Here is a 16,206-nt window from a genome sequence, read left to right as displayed (position 1 = left end):
GGGATTAATACCAAAAAACCTGACACAAAAAATGCTTAAAAAAGTCGCTCTTTTTTTTATTCCTGAGTATTCAAAAATCAAGGAAAAGGTGATTTTTTTTTGGTTGTTGGGCATTTCGGTTTTTGTTCGTTTTCCCTTTTTCTTTCGTGACTACATAGATCGCGATGAGAGCACATTTATTATCATGGGGCAATCATGGGTCGATGGCCATTTGCCCTATACCGAATTATGGGATCTTAAACCACCCATTATTTTTTTGGTTTTTGCAGCCGTTATCCATGTTTTTGGAAAGAGTTTTGTGGCCATTCGCCTTCTCGGTGCCTTTTTTGTTGCCCTGACCGCTTTTTTCACTTATAAAATAGGAAGTAAGATGGTCACAAAAAGGATAGCCTTTTGGGTTGCCATACTTGCTGTGGTCTTTCAAAGTCTTTTTGGAAGTCTTCAGGGATTCATGTCAGAACATATCTGTATTGCCTTTTTTGTGATGGGGCTTTATCTGTTTTTGTTCAAAAACAACTGGTACTGGGTATTGCTCTCGGGAACACTCTTCGGGCTTTCGTTCATGTCAAAACTCAATATGGCCTATCCGTTGCTTTTCTTGGGTGTTTACTTGGTATGGGAAGCGTTTCGTGACAATACCATTAAAGAACAACTGCCCAAATGGTCGCTTCTTTTGACCGGTGGGTGCATGGTTATTTTTCTTACGGCGCTACTCTATGTTTTATCAGGTGAACCAACGCTTTGGTGGCAATCGGTTTTTAGGGCACCCATGGCCTATTCAAGTACAAAGATCGACTCTGTGCTCAAGGCATTTACCTTTTTGATACTGCTAATGGCTTTGTGCGCCTGGGGCTACAAAAAACAACTGCTCGACATCAAAAAAAGAGAAGTGGCGATGCTCATGCTCATCATTTTTGGCATTGCCTTTTCTTTTGTGCAAACGGGAAAAGTGAACGGCCATTATTTGATTCAATTGTATCCATTTTTATTGATTTTGATTGGGATGGCCCTTTCAAAAATCACTTGGGCCAAAAGATTTAACCACGTACCGGCCATTTTCATTATATCACTGCTTGTTCCTATGGAATCTTATTTGGAATATGCGAATATCATACAGAACAAAATACACAAAGGCTCTTTTTTCAATGGTGAGGGAATCGACATTCCGAAGTACATTGTCGATGAAGGACTGGAAACAGACAATATCTTTTTTGCCGAATACCATATCGGATATTGGGTATTGGGCGTAACCCCGCCAACAAAAGTGGCCACCCACCCTAGCAATATCACTCGGGAAACTCTTTTCCCCTATATGCAGAGCCCCCGAAAATCAAGTGCTGGGGAGTTGCGCTATATCATGGAAGAAATACGGCCCTCCATCATAGTCGCAAGAAACAAAAAACGTGTTTTTGATAAACAGTTCATTGAACTAAATTTCTATATCAACCTCTATTTATGTCGCCATTATAGGTTGCTTGAAACCATCGATAAAGGACTCATTTATGAACGCTTAGAATGACAGCAATTCTTGGGCGAACAACTCGGCATATTTTTTAATCGTTTTTTTGTCAAAAGTTTTTTCTTCCTCGATACGACCTAAAAAGACGGCGTTGGTTTTTTTAAGGATTATGCTTTCGGTAGTAGGATGTTCATTTCCGCTAAAGATAATTCCGACCTCAAATCCTTTTTGCCGCAGCGCGTTGATCGTGAGCAACGAATGGTTGATACTGCCCAGGTAGTGCCGTGAGACCACCACGACCTTGTACTCTGGTTTCACCAAATCAAAGATGGTGTCTTTGTCGTTCAAGGGCACCAACAACCCCCCAGCGCCCTCGATGACCAAATGGTTTTCGGTCTTGGGCTCTAAAATGTCACTCAAATCGATTTTGATTCCGTCGATTTCTGCTGCCGCATGCGGACTCATGGGCGTGTTCAGGGCATAGCTGTTGGGATGGATGACCGATTTCGGATTGGAAATCATTTCTTTGACCTTATCGCTGTCAGAATAGTGCAGGTCGCCTGCCTGAACAGGTTTCCAATAATCGGCTTGCAGTGCCTCGACCAATATCGCCGATGCAATGGTTTTTCCTACTTCGGTGGATATTCCCGTTACAAAAATTTTCATTTTTTTGCCTTAAAAAGAAAGTTACAGTTGTTGCATTTGTATTTTTTGGGCTCAAAAAAGGGGAACAATTTATAAAGCAATGTGTTTCTGGCGTAATAGACCTCGCTTTTTTGCGCACCACAAATTGGGCAGGTAATCAAATTTCCATCATTGTCGATGGCATAATTTCGTATCTCATCATAAATGGTTCTTGCCTGTTCTTCATCGTTTCTATGTACCAAGAGCTTAATACCCCCGAGAGCTGTACTGGCAAAGGGTTCAACACTTACCGTATTCTGGTCTTTTAAGCGTGTTTTTATGCCTTCCGATTCAAGTCTGCCCTTGATGACCTGTACATCGGCGAGAAACTCAAAACTTCCCAAAACCACCCAATCTTTACCCATGGTAAAATTTTGTAATCAACTGCAATACTTTTGTTATTTGTTCTTTCGTATTGAAAACGTGCAGGCATATCCGCAAACGTTCATGGCCTTCGGGCACCGTAGGTGCCAAAATGGGGCGAACATCAATGCCGTTTTCCTTTAACTGTTCGGCACATTGCTTTACCCTTTTGTTTCCTTTCAGTACGGCCACATGAATGGCCGAACCACTGGGCAAAAATACGTCTTGAAGATCATATTCCCTTTTCTTCTGCAAGAAGAAATGAATTCGGTCATGCAATGACTCCACCGTTTTTTTTCCTTCCTCAGAAGCCAGATGTTTATACGATGAAAGCGCTGTTGCAACAGTATGGGGGGGCAGGGCGGTAGAGTAAATGAGACTACGGGCAAAGTTCAGCAGATATATCTTTAAAGAGGGGCTTCCTAAAATAGCGGCCCCATGACAGCCCAGGGCCTTTCCAAAAGTGACCAGTCGTGCAAATACCTGTTCTTCGATACCCAATTCTGAAGCCAGTCCCTTGCCGTTGCCCAAAACGCCCGTAGCATGGGCCTCATCGACCACTAGATGTAGCCCTTCTTCGGCACAGTATGCTGCAAACGCCTTTAGGTCAGGAGAATCACCGTCCATGGAAAAGACCGATTCGGTCACTACAAATATTTCTTGATCTTGATTACCGCCCTTATCACGACTTCGCCCGATATGAAGGGCCAGATCTTCTATGTCATTGTGCTTGAATTTGTAGCTTTTGGCCAAGCCTAATGCAATACCATCGCGAATGCTGGCATGTGCCAATTCATCATAGAAAATTAGGTCGCCCCTTTGCGGTACTGATGAGAAAAAACCCAAATTGGCATCGTAGCCCGAATTAAAGACCAATGCGTCTTCAGCATTATGGTAAGTGGCCAAAAATGTTTCTAGCTGCTCGAGTAAAGCATGATGGCCCGTCAGCAGTCTTGACCCCGTTGCCCCATTAAGAATGTCTTGGCCCGCCATGATTCTTTGTGCGGCCTTTTCGATTTTCTTATTCCTTGCAAAACCCAAATAATCATTGGACGAAAAATCAATCGCATCACTGTGCAAAGAAAGCGTGCGCAAAGCATTTGCTTCTCGTCTTCTCTCAAGTTTTAGCAGCGATTTTTTGGGGAGCTTTGGCATGGTTCAAATGTACTATCTTTATTGAAAAGCACGTACATGGTTCGTTTTAAGCAAGCCTCTCTTGATAGTGAACTATTGCAGATTTTGGATTTACAACAACAAAACCTATCTGAAAATTTAACTCAAGAAGAAAAGTCAAAAGAAGGTTTTTTGACCGTCGAACATACTTTTGGGTTATTGAGAAAAATGAATGATGTCAGCCCGCATACCATTGCGGTTGACGGTGATAGGGTGGTCGGCTATGCCTTGTCGATGCATCCAAAATTTGGTAATGAGATCAATGTGCTGAAGCCGATGTTCAATGAAATCAGCAAATCTAATTTCTGCGAAAGTGATTATATTGTAATGGGGCAAATCTGCATTGCCAAAGAGTATCGTGGGAAAGGGATTTTTAGGGAATTGTACCAAAAAATGAAGCAATTCTTGAGCCCGACCTTCAACAAAATCATCACCGAGGTCGATGCCAAAAATGTCAGGTCATTGAATGCCCATTATACCATTGGTTTTACACTTCTAAAAAGATATATATCGAAAGAAAAAGAGTGGCACTTAATAGTGTGGGAATAAAAAAACCCGCTCTACCGAGCGGGCTTTTTCTCAGTTTAAAATATGCTAATCGGCCAATACAATGACCTTTTTATCTTTCATTTCGACAAAACAACAAAAAGAGGATGATCGGTCGGCATCATTTTTTGTGCAGCTCATATTCTAAGGCCACCCGAACCAGCCCAGCGGTATTTCGGGTACCTGTTTTTATAAGCATATTACGGCGGTGGGTTTCGACAGTACCAAAACCAATGAACAACTTATCGGCAATTTCTTGGGTAGTATATTCGTCTAAAATAAGTTTGAGCACTTCTTTTTCCCTGCGTGAAAGTTTCGGAAATAAGCTATCGTATTCGCTTTTGCTATTTGAATTGGATAGGGTATTGATGACAATTTCGTTCGAAATGTCATCCAAATACATTTTACCCTTGTATACGGTCTCTATGGCCTCTACCAACTCATCTTTGCCAGCATTTTTTAATACATAGCCCATGGCCCCATTACCTAGCATCATTTTAATGAGACTGCTCTCTTTGTGCATGGTTATGGCTATGATCTTTACCTCGGGCAACAACTTTATGAACTCTTTGCAAGCATCGATCCCGTTCATACCGGGCATGTTGATATCCAGTAAGATGACCTCTGGCTGTAGCTTTGACACCTTTTGAAGGGCGGTTTCGGCATCAAATTCATGGCCTACAATCTCGATTTTCGTTTCGTCTTGCAACAACAACTTAAATCCTTGTATGACCATTTTGTGGTCGTCTACAATGAATACTTTGATCATGCCCTAGGAATATTTATGGTTATTGTTGTGCCTTCACCAAAGGCCGTATCCCAGTCAATGGTTCCGTTCAAAAATTCAACCCGGCTATTGATGCTCTTCAGGCCTACCCCGTCGGCAAGTATCGCTTTTTCATAATCAAATCCTGCCCCATCATCTTCCATGATAAGGCTCAACCCATTTTTGTCTCCCAAAATTTGTATTAGAATATTCTTGGCCTTCGCGTGTTTTCTAATGTTCGCGATGACCTCTTGAACCAACCGGAACAACATGGCCTGTTTGGTTTTTGGCATATCATTTGGAAAATCTTTAATATTCAATTCAACCTGATACCCCTCTGCTCTTAAAGCGTCTGCCCTATCTTCCAATGCTACGGGCAAGCCCGAAAGGGTCAGGGCATGGGGAATCATATTGTGCGATATACGCCGTACTTCAGCACATGCTTCATCGATCAGTTCATTGGTCTTCTCGGTAAGATCGATTTTTTCTACTTGCTTTATTTCTTTCTGAATGGTGGTAAAATGGGCCTTGACCGTACTCAGCAGCCCCCCCAGACTATCATGAAGGTCTTTGGCAATACGCATTCGTTCGGCTTCTTGACCTTCAATCATGCTATTTAGGGTCAAGAGCTTATTTTTTTGTTGCAACTCGGTAATTCTTTGTTCTTGCAACATCGCATTCTGGGCGGCAATTTTTTTATTGGCCCTGATTCGATGTCGAAGAAAAAAGAAAACGGTCATGGCAAACAGGGCAAGACCCCCTGCGCCAAATAGAAAAATATTGCGTTGCCTCGTTCGCCTATCCAACTTTAATTCACTTATCTCCAACTCATTCTCTTTTTCTTCAACATCAAACTTGGCCTGCATCTCTTCCATGGCCTGTATGCGAATGTTATCGTTCAAGGTATCATTTATGGCATAAGCTTCTCTCAGCAAAGTATAGGCCTCTGTGCTTTTTCCCAATTCATTTTTTACAGTGCTCAGTCTGTATAAAAACTCTACATGGTCTTTTCTTTGATCAGATGCAATCAGTTGGTTCAGGCCTTCTTCAATATACGTTTCTGCTTTTTCGTAATCTTTTTCTTTTCTGGCCACATTTCCCAATAGCCCCAAAGTCGAGATTTTATAGTCTATACTGGGGGTTTCCTCAAAAAAGTTCCAAGCTCTTTCCAATCTTTGTTTAGCCAAGGCAAGACTGTCAAGCTCATAATAAATCTTCCCCAGTGCTACGTCACAAGTGGCCACATGATATTCAGCTCCCAAAAGCCTGCACAACCTTTGGCTTTCTTTTAGGTTCGAAATTGCCAGGGCTTGTTTTCCTTCCATTGTATTATACATCAACCCTAGGTTCATTAGACTGGTGGCCATGCCCAGACTGTCTTGAACCTCTTGCTTGAGCGCGTACGATTTGAGGTATATTTCTTCGGCCCTGACATAATTTTCTTGGTTACGGTAAATAATAGCAATGTTATTGAGCAATCTACCAAGCTCTTCATTCGCTAAATGTTTTTTCATGTCATAGGCCGAAAGATAATTCTTCAGGGCCAAATCCATATTACCGATGAAGTAATAACATGCCCCAATATTGATATAGTATATGGCTTCCTGGTCTTTTTGCTGTTGGTCTATGGCCATTTTTAAGCCTTCGTTGTACAACGGCAGGGCAATATCTGCTTGGCCCATAATATCTAAGGCAATGGCCTTATGTAAATTCAATTTTATGACTCCTTTCGGAAAATCCAACTTTCTCGCCAATGCCAAGCCCTTTTCTGCCGTGCTGAGCAATTCTTCTTCATTGTTGAGCAGCATATGTATTAGGCTCAGTTCATTGTAGAGTATAACCTTCGATGTATCATTCGGTGATTGTGCTATCTGCTGTTGCAGCTGCCCAATCTGCTGGGCGTAATTGTCTTGGGCCTGTAAAGTAGCTACGGCAAACGAAAAAAGCACTGAAAAAAAGACAGATAGAATTGTCGCATGCTTACAATTGATGAACCTTTTGCCTACCATTACTACTTGATTGTTAGTAAATTGAAGATTTGGTCTGCCGGGAAAACCATTCAATTTAACACATAAATAACTGCTCACCAATTAATTATTTAAAATTGCGGGTCGGCCACAGCTGACTAATACTCATCAAATTTGAACCCCATAAGATGATTGTCATCAATGTTTTGGGATGTTTGTACACTATACCCCCTTTGGGATCCATCCCTAAAATTCAATATTCCTGAATAGTAGAACAATTTTTCATTTTTTGGGGTTGTATACACCCCAAATCCTATTCTTTTGTAACCTAATATCCTTCCATGTTGTGCAATAAGGCCCTTCCAATAATTGGATAGGTTCGAAGCGAGCTCAGCATTTTGATATTCAGGCGCCATGTTATCGGAAATTGCCCCAAATTTTTGACCTAAGAAATTATCGGAAAAATTGGTGAAAATCGCTGCTTGGTCCAAACCAACTTTCAGCCTCTCAGGGTCATAGCTTGACTTATCAGCTTTAGAAACGGTATCTCTTCTAATCTCGACAAAAATATCATCAAATGCCACGCGTTCATCTTCATCGAAACTTTCATAAAGCATAAGGGCAATGTTTGATGAGGTCAAATCAGACCTTAGGGTATCGATCATTTTACTATCAGACACTTTTACGGTAAAATTGGTGCGTGTTACCCCTGCATTGGTGTTGAACCCCTTCGCAAATGAAGTTTTGGCCCCATAGTGGTCGGCAATCATCTCTAGCCCGGTTTTTTGGGTTTCAGAGGCGCAAGCAACCAAAAGGCATACAATAGGGTATAAAACTGCTTTTTTCATCACTTGTTCTTTTACTATTTAACGATTTTTCATCTATCGGGATTTGGTCTCGACCACCAAGGTAAACTCACCCTCGCCCAAGCCATCGGCCCCGGTAACCCCAATGACCACCCTATACGGGGTATTGATGGCCACCAGATCCTTTACCAAACGGGTATGGTCTTGTGGGGCACTTCCCTTAAAATTCCGTTCCCGTTTGTGGTCTGCCTCACATCGAATACAACTGGGCAGATCTGGAGCCAAATCTGAACTATCAGATCCAATTTCGTAGGCATATAAACTAAAATTTGCCTCGGTATCTTTTGGTATCACCGTCACTGTCAGCTCGCTATATTTCGGGATGATGCCCGTGAAAAAAAGATGTTTTCCGGTAAACTTTTGCTTTTGGGTCTCAGGGAAGCAGGCATTTGCACTGCTCCAGGCCCAAGAAAGGTCGTCTAAGAACATCCCTTCAGAGAGATTACCGCTATAGGCCACCTTATCGTTGGGCACGGGTTCAATGCTGTACACTTTGGGCTGTGCCATTATGGGATAAAAAGACACCAAAGCCAATATAACTGTAAGTAAATTTTTCATCTGTGACATCCTATTTAGCAATGTTGCCAAGCCTTTTGCGACTTTGACATTTATTGATTCGCCAGACCCCTCTGCCGTTGTTTTTCGTGATTCAGAAAGCCCTGTGAGGTAATACTGTATTTAAAGGTATTGACGGCCGATCTATTTCTGAGTTTGATCGAAATTGACTTACCGTGAACGTTTAGAATGTTGAATTTTCGTTTTCCTTTGCCCGGACCATTCGGAAAGGTTTTTTCTGCGTAATTGTTTTTGGCCCCTGAAGCCATATCCCAGGTACATACAATAATGTCTGTTTGTGCCCTGCCGTCTTTCTTTTCGATTTCGATTTCTACCCTATCCCAGAACATTCCGGAGGTTGTAAAGACACGTACCCCACCAACACCGGCTTTTCTCAAGGTTCCATTTTGCTTGGTCTTGGTCTTCAGCACGGGCAGTTCTCTAGCACCAACGGTAGCCCACGACTGTCTATTTTGGTTGAACACGAAATCGTGAAACTGGGCCGAGGCCTGTGAAATGGCATTGGTAGCTTGTGGTTCTTGGCCTACAACTGGTATAAGTGTTAGGGCAATACCCCCAATAGCATGGCTTACATTGTAGCTTTGTTGCCATTTTTGCTTAATTACGCTACCAAAACCCATGCAGGTTTGGGCATAGGTTCCGAGACAGAAAACAAATGCTGTCATCAAACAAATAGTCGATCTTGTAGTTTTCATAATGTTTGTTTTTAAAGATTTATCTACGGTTATTACTGTGCTTACGCCTTTGCGACGGCACTATCTTGCAATGCATACTTTTCTTTGATATAATGGCCTACTTCTTGTTCCATTCTGGTGAATTCCTTCTTTTTGGCGAACCAAACTATCCCCACAACCAATAGGGCACCGATGACTCCTAAAACGGCGCCGATAGCGATGGCCAAAATCAGCCAGACATTTCCAATATTGGGTCCACCTGAAATCTTGACCACATCCTTCTTTTGAAACACCCCTACCCAAGAAAGTCCTTTGCTGACCCTCAGCATTTTTTTGCTGAATAGTGGATAGCTTACCTTATAGTCTGTGAACGCTCTTTCAAGGTTCCCTTTAAGCTCTTCTAAGTCTATCTGTTCTTTCGCCGCTAGTTTCATACTTTGTGATTTGATGGGTTAGTAAGGGCAAGATATTCTTGAATATTCCATTTCTTATCCAAGAAATCCCATACGCAAAAAAAATCTATGAATTCAGGTAGGAACAAAAAAGCCCAACTCTTTCGAGTTGGGCCTTAATTTCTTAAAATAGCGTTTACCTCAGTCTGCCAATACAATGACCTTATTATCTTTCATTTCGACAGTACCACTGGTAATCTCTAGAATCGTTTCACTGTCTGCTCCCTTGGTAAATTTGTGCTGAAACTCTTCTTCGATAATGATGTTGCCCTTCACCTTTACTTTTCCTTCTTGTAAAAGGGATACAATTGGAGCGTGGTTCTCAAGCATTTGAAACTCACCATTGACGCCGGGCACTGATACAGAGGTGACCTCACCTGCAAACAATGTAGCTTCTGGGGATACGATTTCTAAATACATCCTTTTTAAGTTATGAGTTATGAGTTATGAGTGATAAGCGACGAGTTCCAATAAACTCTGAACTCTACATTCTTAACCCTAAACTTATTTACGCTTCCGCAAGCATTTTCTCACCAGCTTCAATAGCCTCTTCGATGGTTCCCTTCAGGTTAAAGGCAGATTCTGGGAGATGATCCAACTCACCATCCATAATCATATTGAAGCCTTTGATGGTATCTTTGATATCGACCAACACCCCGGGAATACCCGTAAATTGTTCTGCCACATGGAAAGGTTGTGATAAGAAACGTTGAACCCTACGTGCGCGTCCGACTGCCAACTTATCTTCTTCAGATAATTCTTCCATACCCAATATGGCAATAATGTCTTGTAGTTCTTTATAGCGTTGCAACAACTCTTTCACACGCTGCGCGCATGCATAATGGTCTTTGCCCAAAATCTCAGGGGTAAGTATTCTAGAGGTAGAATCTAATGGATCTACCGCGGGATAAATGCCCAACTCCGCAATTTTACGCGAAAGTACCGTAGTGGCATCCAAGTGGGCAAACGTGGTCGCAGGTGCAGGGTCGGTCAAGTCATCTGCAGGCACATAAACCGCCTGTACCGATGTAATCGAACCTCTTTTCGTAGAGGTAATACGCTCTTGCATCGTACCCATCTCTGTGGCCAAAGTCGGTTGGTAGCCCACTGCTGAGGGCATTCTTCCCAAAAGGGCCGACACCTCAGAACCCGCTTGTGTAAATCGGAAGATATTATCGATAAAGAAAAGTACGTCTTTTCCTTGGCCATCACCAGCACCATCACGGAAATATTCAGCAATTGTCAACCCAGACAGAGCCACACGGGCCCGTGCCCCCGGGGGTTCGTTCATCTGACCGAACACGAAGGTCGCCTTTGACTCTTTCATGGCCTTTTTGTCTACTTTCGACAAATCCCAACCGCCTTCTTCCATTGAATGCAGAAAATCATCGCCATATTTGATGATCCCTGACTCAAGCATCTCACGAAGCAGGTCATTGCCTTCACGGGTACGTTCACCTACACCGGCAAAAACCGATAGACCACCGTGGCCTTTTGCAATGTTGTTGATCAACTCTTGGATCAATACTGTTTTGCCTACCCCGGCTCCACCGAACAAACCAATCTTTCCCCCTTTGGCGTACGGTTCGATAAGGTCGATTACCTTGATCCCCGTATAAAGCACCTCTGTAGAGGTCGATAAGTCCTCAAATTTTGGAGCCTCACGGTGGATTGGAAGACCATTATCACCTGTTTTGGGCAGGTTTTCCATTCCGTCAATGGCATCGCCAACTACATTAAAAAGTCTCCCATATACATCTTCCCCGATAGGCATTTGAATCGCATTGCCCGTGGCAACGACATCAATGCCCCTGCTCAGACCATCTGTTGAATCCATCGAAACGGTTCTTACGGTATTCTCGCCGATATGCGATTGTACCTCAAGCACCAAAGTGGTACCATCTTCCCTATTGATTTCCAATGAATCGTAAATCTTTGGGATTTCGGTTCCGGATTCAAATTCAACATCAATGACCGGTCCGATGATCTGGGCAACTTTTCCTGTAATCTTTGCCATTATTTTTCTTTGTTTTGTATTCTACTATAAGAAAGGGAAAGCTTATTTTTTCCGGCTGCAAAGATATGCTTTTACATCATTATACTGAAAAATTTTTCGTCATAAAAAGGGCATCCATTTAGATGCCCTTGTTTATATATAAAATTGTTAAAATTTAATGTCAAAAAGTAGTCTTGCCCACAATCAATTTAGATACAGACCCGTAAAATCAACAGGATTGACCTCTGGTAGATTTGAACCATATTTGGCATTGATAATGCCGATCATCTGATTGGCTGCCACTGCATAGCCCCTAGGGGATGGATGCACCCCATCTAATGAAAAAGCGCCGCCAGTAACAAAATCGGCAGTTACCGTAGCTGGGTTATCTCCAGATTGAATGGGCACTCCGGTGGTGGCTACCGTGTTTAGAAAAGTATTGGCATCAAAGAAAGCCAAATCAAATTGTTCTGCTGCTGCCGCAATTGTAGTATTAAAAGCAACCGTAGCATCAGCAATGGCCGTTTGCTCAGAAGGAATCAATACCCACTGATCATCCAAAGCGTACGTAATCCCCTCTGCTGAAAACTGGGCGGCCAGTTCTGGCGATAACCCTTGTGATTGTAGAAATGCGAAGGAATCTTGGTTAATACTACCGATTACATTACGACTGGGCAATACCAAAAGGTCTTCTACCGTGGCCTGTCTCACTTGTCCGTACGCAGCTCCGAAAAGATTGGCCACCAACGGGGCGGCCTGGGGCGGAAGCCCAAACTGTTGTACAAACAACGGGAAATTTGGATCGGCATTCAGCACTTGGGCGATCTGGGCCGATAAGTCGATCAACGTCTCATCTCTGATCACGACCGCACTTGCCGAATTCTCAGAGAACACTACCGAACGCTCAGGGACCCCCAAAAAGGCAAATACTTGGTTCATGGCTCCAAAGACCGTATTCAATGTAGGGATCTGGGGGCCAAAACTAGGATTGGTAGGGTCTAACGGTGCATGGGGCACCGTTGTAAAATAAGGTGCATCGGTCACATTGGGCAGATTGGCCACAATGCCCACGGCACCACCAGCCGTCAAAGTAGCCAACAGGCCGTTATACACCTGTGCAAAAACCCCTGCGTTGGTAATATCATTTCCCGCGTAGGTCGATGCATCAAGATTACCTGTCAAATTATGGTCTTCGCCCGAACCCCCTGATACGGCATACCCCAAAATGTCATTGGAGCCTATCCATAGAGAGAAAAAAGTCGGGTTTTGTGCCATTGCATCTTCCATTACCGATGCATTGGGGTTAGAGGCCATTCTAGCAAAATACGGATTGGCAAGTCCAGCAGCCACACCGGCCACGTTGCCATAGCCATTGGCCAACAAATGATAGCTTTTCGCTCCTGGCACCCCCATATTGTTAAAGGGGCCCGACAGCACATTGGAAACCTCTGTGGTAGGGTCTCCCGGAATATTGACGGGAACTTGATTTGCGGCATCAAAAATCAGTCGGGTATCGGCTATTTCATTGCCCCCCAGCAACAATCCTCCCAAATCATCGTTCATCAACGGCTGGGAAAAATCTCCCCCACCGGCCAAAGCAAATTGTTGGGCCAAAATATTGGGAAAAGAGGCTGTCTGCCCTCTTACGAACAAGGCATTGTCAGAGAAGCCCGCCGTCAAAGAATTGCCCACGGACACATAGGTAGAAAAATCTGCCGTACCACTGGTATAGTTTACTGGCGGTGGAGTCACCTGTTCTACCTCTGGCACAAAGGGCACCGCAAAAATATCGTCTTCCTCACTACAACCCCAAAAAAGAAATGCCCCAAAAAGAAATGCGGTATATATATGTTTGTTTTTCATTTTTCTTAGCTTTTTTATTATTGATTGATAACCCATGATACAAAGAATTGTGACCCTATGAGCCCTGCACCGGGCGCACTCACATATTCTTCTCCTAAAATATTGGCGCCCCCTAGCTTGAAAATTGATTTGATGCTCGGAACACTAAAATTGACCTGGGCATCGACGACATGCCTCGATGGTATGAAACCATCGGCAAAAGTGGCCTCCCAGAGATACCAATCGTTCCAACGCCAATTGATGTTGAAACCAAAATTCTTGAACAGTTCTTGATTACCAAATGAGGCCTTTACCTTATGTTCAGGGGTATTGAAGCTGGGCTCAAAACCTGGATCTGAACTCCTATCAAAATCAAGTTTCGCATAGGTGTAGTTAATGCCAAAGTCATAGTTGCCAAATATCTGTGTGGTGATGCCCAAGCCACCTCCATATGAGCTTATGTCTGCCACGGAGTTTGTGTAGGTCTGAAAGGCTTGAAAATCTTCGTTCTGCAATGCCAACAAAGACAATGCATTGTCTCCCGCTTCACCGTAAAGGGGTACCAAAACGGTTCTATTCGAGATAAAATCATCATATTGGTTGTAATAGGCACTGAAATCGATATTGACCTTACCTACAGCGCCACGATAGCCTACCTCATAGGCCGTTACCTGCTCGGGTTGTACCAGAGATGACTCAAATGCTTGTGGGACTCCGGCCTCGACCGATTCGCGCGAAAAGGCATTGGTATAGGCCTCGCCGCCCGAAAGCTGAACCGTCTGCTGACCTGTCAGCGCTTGGCCATTGGTACTCAACAAAAGTTCCGGCGTGGTATAGCGATCTAGGTTATCGGGTGCCGATCCCACCAAAATGGCCCTACCTGCATTGAGGCCGATGAAGAGCGACTGGGTATCGGGGTTTCTGAAACCTGTTTGAAATGATCCCCTGATATTATGCCTTTTGTTCTCATCAATGGCGTAGACCAAAGAAAGCCTCGGTGAAACGAACCCATCAAAAAATTCTGATTTATCATACCGAATAGAACCCGTAAACTTCAACTGCTCTTCGAGCATTTTCTTTTGCAGCTGTACGTACGCGCCATATTCATTGTAGTTGATTGGGCCATCGCTATCGGTGTAAATGGTACCGCCCGAATTCAACTCATATTGTCTCCAAGAACCCCCTACCATAATATCGGCAAAATCACCTGTCAAATGCGTAAAATTGTAATTGGCGTCGATATGGTAGATTTTGGAGTTGTCTTGAAATCTGGCCCCGGTCTCTAAATTAGGGTCGGCGGTGACGGCGGCCAAAGCATTGTTGAATTCTGGGGTTCCAGGCAAGAACCTGCCCGTATCGGCCTGTTGTCTGGCAAAGGCATGGGCAGCAACTTTTTGTTCGTCCGTAGGGGCAAAAATACCTTGATTGGCCAAAAAGCCGATAAAGCCCGCTGCATAGTCCCCGAACCATGAAGGCTCTGAGGGATTGTCAGGGTTGGGTGCATCCCTTTTCCACCTACGGTTTACATTAAGTGCGGCAAATCTTGTGTCATAAGAGTTTCCTGCCTTTTCTGCAGTGGTATATCCGCGAACAAAGAAGTTGTTGTTGCGTATTTCCAACTTGTGCTGCTGCATAAAGAAATCTTTTATGGCATAACGGTTGGCACCCTGATAAATGGTGTTTCCACGACCGATCTTAGAATTCCAGACTATTTCAAAATCATCGGCCCACGGCTTGAAGTGAAGTGCGAAATCTGCTTTTAAGCTCTCTGCATCATAGTCCATAAGGTCTCTTTCTTCATAGCCGGTTCTTGAAACCGTGGCCTCACCAAAATCGGTAGCCACCGGAATGGGCAACGATGCTGCGGCCAATTCATCAAAATTGAGTGTGGTCGATGCCTCATCACCATAGATGTTGAGTCCGTCATATGCCGGGTCATCCCTTGTGAGACCAGGATTGTTGTAATCTGTATAATCTGTTGAAAACCATTCTGTACCCTTTAAAAAAGATACCGATGCCTTCGCGGCAAAGTGATCGCTAAAGGCATGTGCTGCCCGTATGCCCACATCAAAGAAGTCGTTGTCGCCGGCATTACTACTTGAGGTGAGCCCTGTTTTTGCATAAAAACTGATTCCTTGGTGATTGAAAGGGCTCTTGCTGGTCATGAACATGATACCGTTGTAAGCATTGGCACCATAAAGTGCCGATGAGGCCCCGGGCAAAAGCTCTACGGTGTTCACATCAAGTTCAGACATGCCCAAGAGATTGCCCAGTGGAAAGTTAAGGGCAGGTGAAGAGTTGTCCATACCATCGACCAACTGCATGAAACGGGTGTTGGCAAAGGTGGCAAAACCACGGGTGTTCACCGATTTGAACGTTAAACTGTTGGTGTTGATGTCAACCCCTTTGAGGTTTTCCAAAGCATCATAAAAAGTGGGCGATGTCGAGCTTTGAATGGCCTTGATATCCATACGTTCGACCGTTACGGGCGATTCGAAAATACGCTCTGGTGTTCTTGAGGCCGATATCACAATTTCATCGAGCAAAGTAGATGCCTCATTCAATGTTACGTTGATGGTTTGATTGTTTGAGGTGACATTCACGATGGCATCAGAAAAACCAAGAATTGAAATACGCAACTGAAAAGGTGGGTTTTCTGAGGTTTTGAACTCATAATTTCCGTCAAAATCAGTGGTGGTCCCCTCTGCCTTTCCAACTAGGATCACATTCGCACCGGGAATCGGTTCATTGTTCTCATCTACTACTTTACCCTGTACCGTTGTTTGCGAATAGGCCACAAAGCCAAACAGCAGGAAGCAAGCAAGCATTATTATTCTCATGA

15 protein-coding genes are annotated in these 16,206 nt (G+C 43.7%); 2 read left to right on the top strand and 13 right to left on the bottom strand.

The genetic code is table 11. The features are described from left to right. Positions 1 to 31: 31 nt before the first annotated feature. Entirely contained in the window at positions 32 to 1,519 is a 1,488-nt protein-coding gene (locus L0P89_RS09060; RefSeq protein WP_235264780.1) for an ArnT family glycosyltransferase, read from the top strand. On the opposite strand, the gene bioD is transcribed toward L0P89_RS09060, so the two are convergent. From bioD to L0P89_RS09045, 3 genes are read right to left on the bottom strand one after another with little or no spacing between them, the layout of a single operon-like run. Beyond that, a complete protein-coding gene (gene bioD, locus L0P89_RS09055; RefSeq protein ID WP_235264779.1) occupies positions 1,511 to 2,125 on the bottom strand; it encodes a dethiobiotin synthase in 615 nt (204 codons plus the stop codon). The two genes, L0P89_RS09060 and bioD, sit on opposite strands and share 9 nt — an antisense overlap. Beyond that, on the bottom strand, positions 2,122 to 2,508 hold the full coding sequence (locus L0P89_RS09050; RefSeq protein ID WP_235264778.1) for a DUF2007 domain-containing protein: 387 nt from the start codon (positions 2,506 to 2,508) through the stop codon (positions 2,122 to 2,124). Before L0P89_RS09050 ends, bioD begins: the two co-directional genes overlap by 4 nt. Continuing rightward, entirely contained in the window at positions 2,501 to 3,661 is a 1,161-nt protein-coding gene (locus L0P89_RS09045; RefSeq protein WP_235264777.1) for an aminotransferase class I/II-fold pyridoxal phosphate-dependent enzyme, read from the bottom strand. Before L0P89_RS09045 ends, L0P89_RS09050 begins: the two co-directional genes overlap by 8 nt. A gap of 36 nt (positions 3,662 to 3,697) precedes the next feature. Between L0P89_RS09045 and L0P89_RS09040 the strand changes: the two genes are divergently transcribed. Then, positions 3,698 to 4,228 carry a GNAT family N-acetyltransferase gene (locus L0P89_RS09040; protein WP_235264776.1) on the top strand — a complete coding sequence of 177 codons (531 nt, stop codon included), beginning with the start codon at positions 3,698 to 3,700 and terminating at the stop codon, positions 4,226 to 4,228. A 118-nt stretch (positions 4,229 to 4,346) separates the two neighbouring features. Here L0P89_RS09040 and L0P89_RS09035 read toward each other — a convergent pair whose 3' ends face one another. From L0P89_RS09035 to L0P89_RS08990, 10 genes are all read right to left on the bottom strand, one after another. Further along, positions 4,347 to 4,994: a response regulator gene (locus tag L0P89_RS09035; RefSeq protein ID WP_235264775.1), complete on the bottom strand. Its 648-nt coding sequence runs from the start codon at positions 4,992 to 4,994 to the stop codon at positions 4,347 to 4,349. Then, positions 4,991 to 7,000, bottom strand: a complete 2,010-nt coding sequence (locus L0P89_RS09030; protein ID WP_235264774.1) for a sensor histidine kinase — start codon at positions 6,998 to 7,000, stop codon at positions 4,991 to 4,993. Before L0P89_RS09030 ends, L0P89_RS09035 begins: the two co-directional genes overlap by 4 nt. Positions 7,001 to 7,116: 116 nt before the next feature. Continuing rightward, positions 7,117 to 7,806 (bottom strand): hypothetical protein, encoded by a 690-nt coding sequence (locus tag L0P89_RS09025; RefSeq protein WP_235264773.1) that lies wholly within the window; start codon positions 7,804 to 7,806, stop codon positions 7,117 to 7,119. A gap of 33 nt (positions 7,807 to 7,839) precedes the next feature. Then, complete coding sequence (locus tag L0P89_RS09020) at positions 7,840 to 8,382, bottom strand: hypothetical protein (protein ID WP_235264772.1); 543 nt, start codon at positions 8,380 to 8,382, stop codon at positions 7,840 to 7,842. A gap of 50 nt (positions 8,383 to 8,432) precedes the next feature. Beyond that, the gene (locus L0P89_RS09015; RefSeq protein WP_235264771.1) at positions 8,433 to 9,095 is read right to left on the bottom strand and encodes a hypothetical protein; all 663 of its coding nucleotides are present in this window, start codon (positions 9,093 to 9,095) and stop codon (positions 8,433 to 8,435) included. Between the two features lie 41 nt (positions 9,096 to 9,136). Further along, the gene (locus L0P89_RS09010; protein WP_235264770.1) at positions 9,137 to 9,508 is read right to left on the bottom strand and encodes a hypothetical protein; all 372 of its coding nucleotides are present in this window, start codon (positions 9,506 to 9,508) and stop codon (positions 9,137 to 9,139) included. 159 nt (positions 9,509 to 9,667) lie between these two features. Further along, positions 9,668 to 9,946 (bottom strand): F0F1 ATP synthase subunit epsilon, encoded by a 279-nt coding sequence (locus tag L0P89_RS09005; RefSeq protein ID WP_235264769.1) that lies wholly within the window; start codon positions 9,944 to 9,946, stop codon positions 9,668 to 9,670. Positions 9,947 to 10,034: 88 nt separating this feature from the next. Further along, on the bottom strand, positions 10,035 to 11,543 hold the full coding sequence (gene atpD / locus L0P89_RS09000; RefSeq protein WP_235264768.1) for a F0F1 ATP synthase subunit beta: 1,509 nt from the start codon (positions 11,541 to 11,543) through the stop codon (positions 10,035 to 10,037). A gap of 183 nt (positions 11,544 to 11,726) precedes the next feature. Then, positions 11,727 to 13,385, bottom strand: coding sequence for a G-D-S-L family lipolytic protein (locus L0P89_RS08995; RefSeq protein ID WP_235264767.1), 1,659 nt, complete (start codon positions 13,383 to 13,385; stop codon positions 11,727 to 11,729). Between the two features lie 17 nt (positions 13,386 to 13,402). Continuing rightward, a complete protein-coding gene (locus L0P89_RS08990; RefSeq protein WP_235264766.1) occupies positions 13,403 to 16,204 on the bottom strand; it encodes a TonB-dependent receptor in 2,802 nt (933 codons plus the stop codon). Positions 16,205 to 16,206: the final 2 nt, after the last annotated feature.

It is taken from the genome of Muricauda sp. SCSIO 65647 (genome assembly GCF_021534965.1).
Taxonomy (GTDB): domain Bacteria; phylum Bacteroidota; class Bacteroidia; order Flavobacteriales; family Flavobacteriaceae; genus Flagellimonas_A.
This window is presented reverse-complemented; position numbering and strand designations above follow the sequence as displayed.

Bases quoted from the DNA above. Each gene is read 5' to 3' on its own strand.
- L0P89_RS09035 (WP_235264775.1), bottom strand. From the start codon at position 4,994: ATGATCAAAGTATTCATTGTAGACGACCACAAAATGGTCATACAAGGA.
- L0P89_RS09015 (WP_235264771.1), bottom strand. From the start codon at position 9,095: ATGAAAACTACAAGATCGACTATTTGTTTGATGACAGCATTTGTTTTC.
- atpD (WP_235264768.1), bottom strand. From the start codon at position 11,543: ATGGCAAAGATTACAGGAAAAGTTGCCCAGATCATCGGACCGGTCATT.
- L0P89_RS08990 (WP_235264766.1), bottom strand. From the start codon at position 16,204: ATGAGAATAATAATGCTTGCTTGCTTCCTGCTGTTTGGCTTTGTGGCC.
- L0P89_RS09025 (WP_235264773.1), bottom strand. From the start codon at position 7,806: ATGAAAAAAGCAGTTTTATACCCTATTGTATGCCTTTTGGTTGCTTGC.
- L0P89_RS09060 (WP_235264780.1), top strand. From the start codon at position 32: ATGCTTAAAAAAGTCGCTCTTTTTTTTATTCCTGAGTATTCAAAAATC.
- L0P89_RS09050 (WP_235264778.1), bottom strand. From the start codon at position 2,508: ATGGGTAAAGATTGGGTGGTTTTGGGAAGTTTTGAGTTTCTCGCCGAT.
- L0P89_RS09040 (WP_235264776.1), top strand. From the start codon at position 3,698: ATGGTTCGTTTTAAGCAAGCCTCTCTTGATAGTGAACTATTGCAGATT.
- L0P89_RS09005 (WP_235264769.1), bottom strand. From the start codon at position 9,946: ATGTATTTAGAAATCGTATCCCCAGAAGCTACATTGTTTGCAGGTGAG.
- L0P89_RS08995 (WP_235264767.1), bottom strand. From the start codon at position 13,385: ATGAAAAACAAACATATATATACCGCATTTCTTTTTGGGGCATTTCTT.
- L0P89_RS09030 (WP_235264774.1), bottom strand. From the start codon at position 7,000: ATGGTAGGCAAAAGGTTCATCAATTGTAAGCATGCGACAATTCTATCT.
- L0P89_RS09045 (WP_235264777.1), bottom strand. From the start codon at position 3,661: ATGCCAAAGCTCCCCAAAAAATCGCTGCTAAAACTTGAGAGAAGACGA.
- L0P89_RS09020 (WP_235264772.1), bottom strand. From the start codon at position 8,382: ATGAAAAATTTACTTACAGTTATATTGGCTTTGGTGTCTTTTTATCCC.
- bioD (WP_235264779.1), bottom strand. From the start codon at position 2,125: ATGAAAATTTTTGTAACGGGAATATCCACCGAAGTAGGAAAAACCATT.
- L0P89_RS09010 (WP_235264770.1), bottom strand. From the start codon at position 9,508: ATGAAACTAGCGGCGAAAGAACAGATAGACTTAGAAGAGCTTAAAGGG.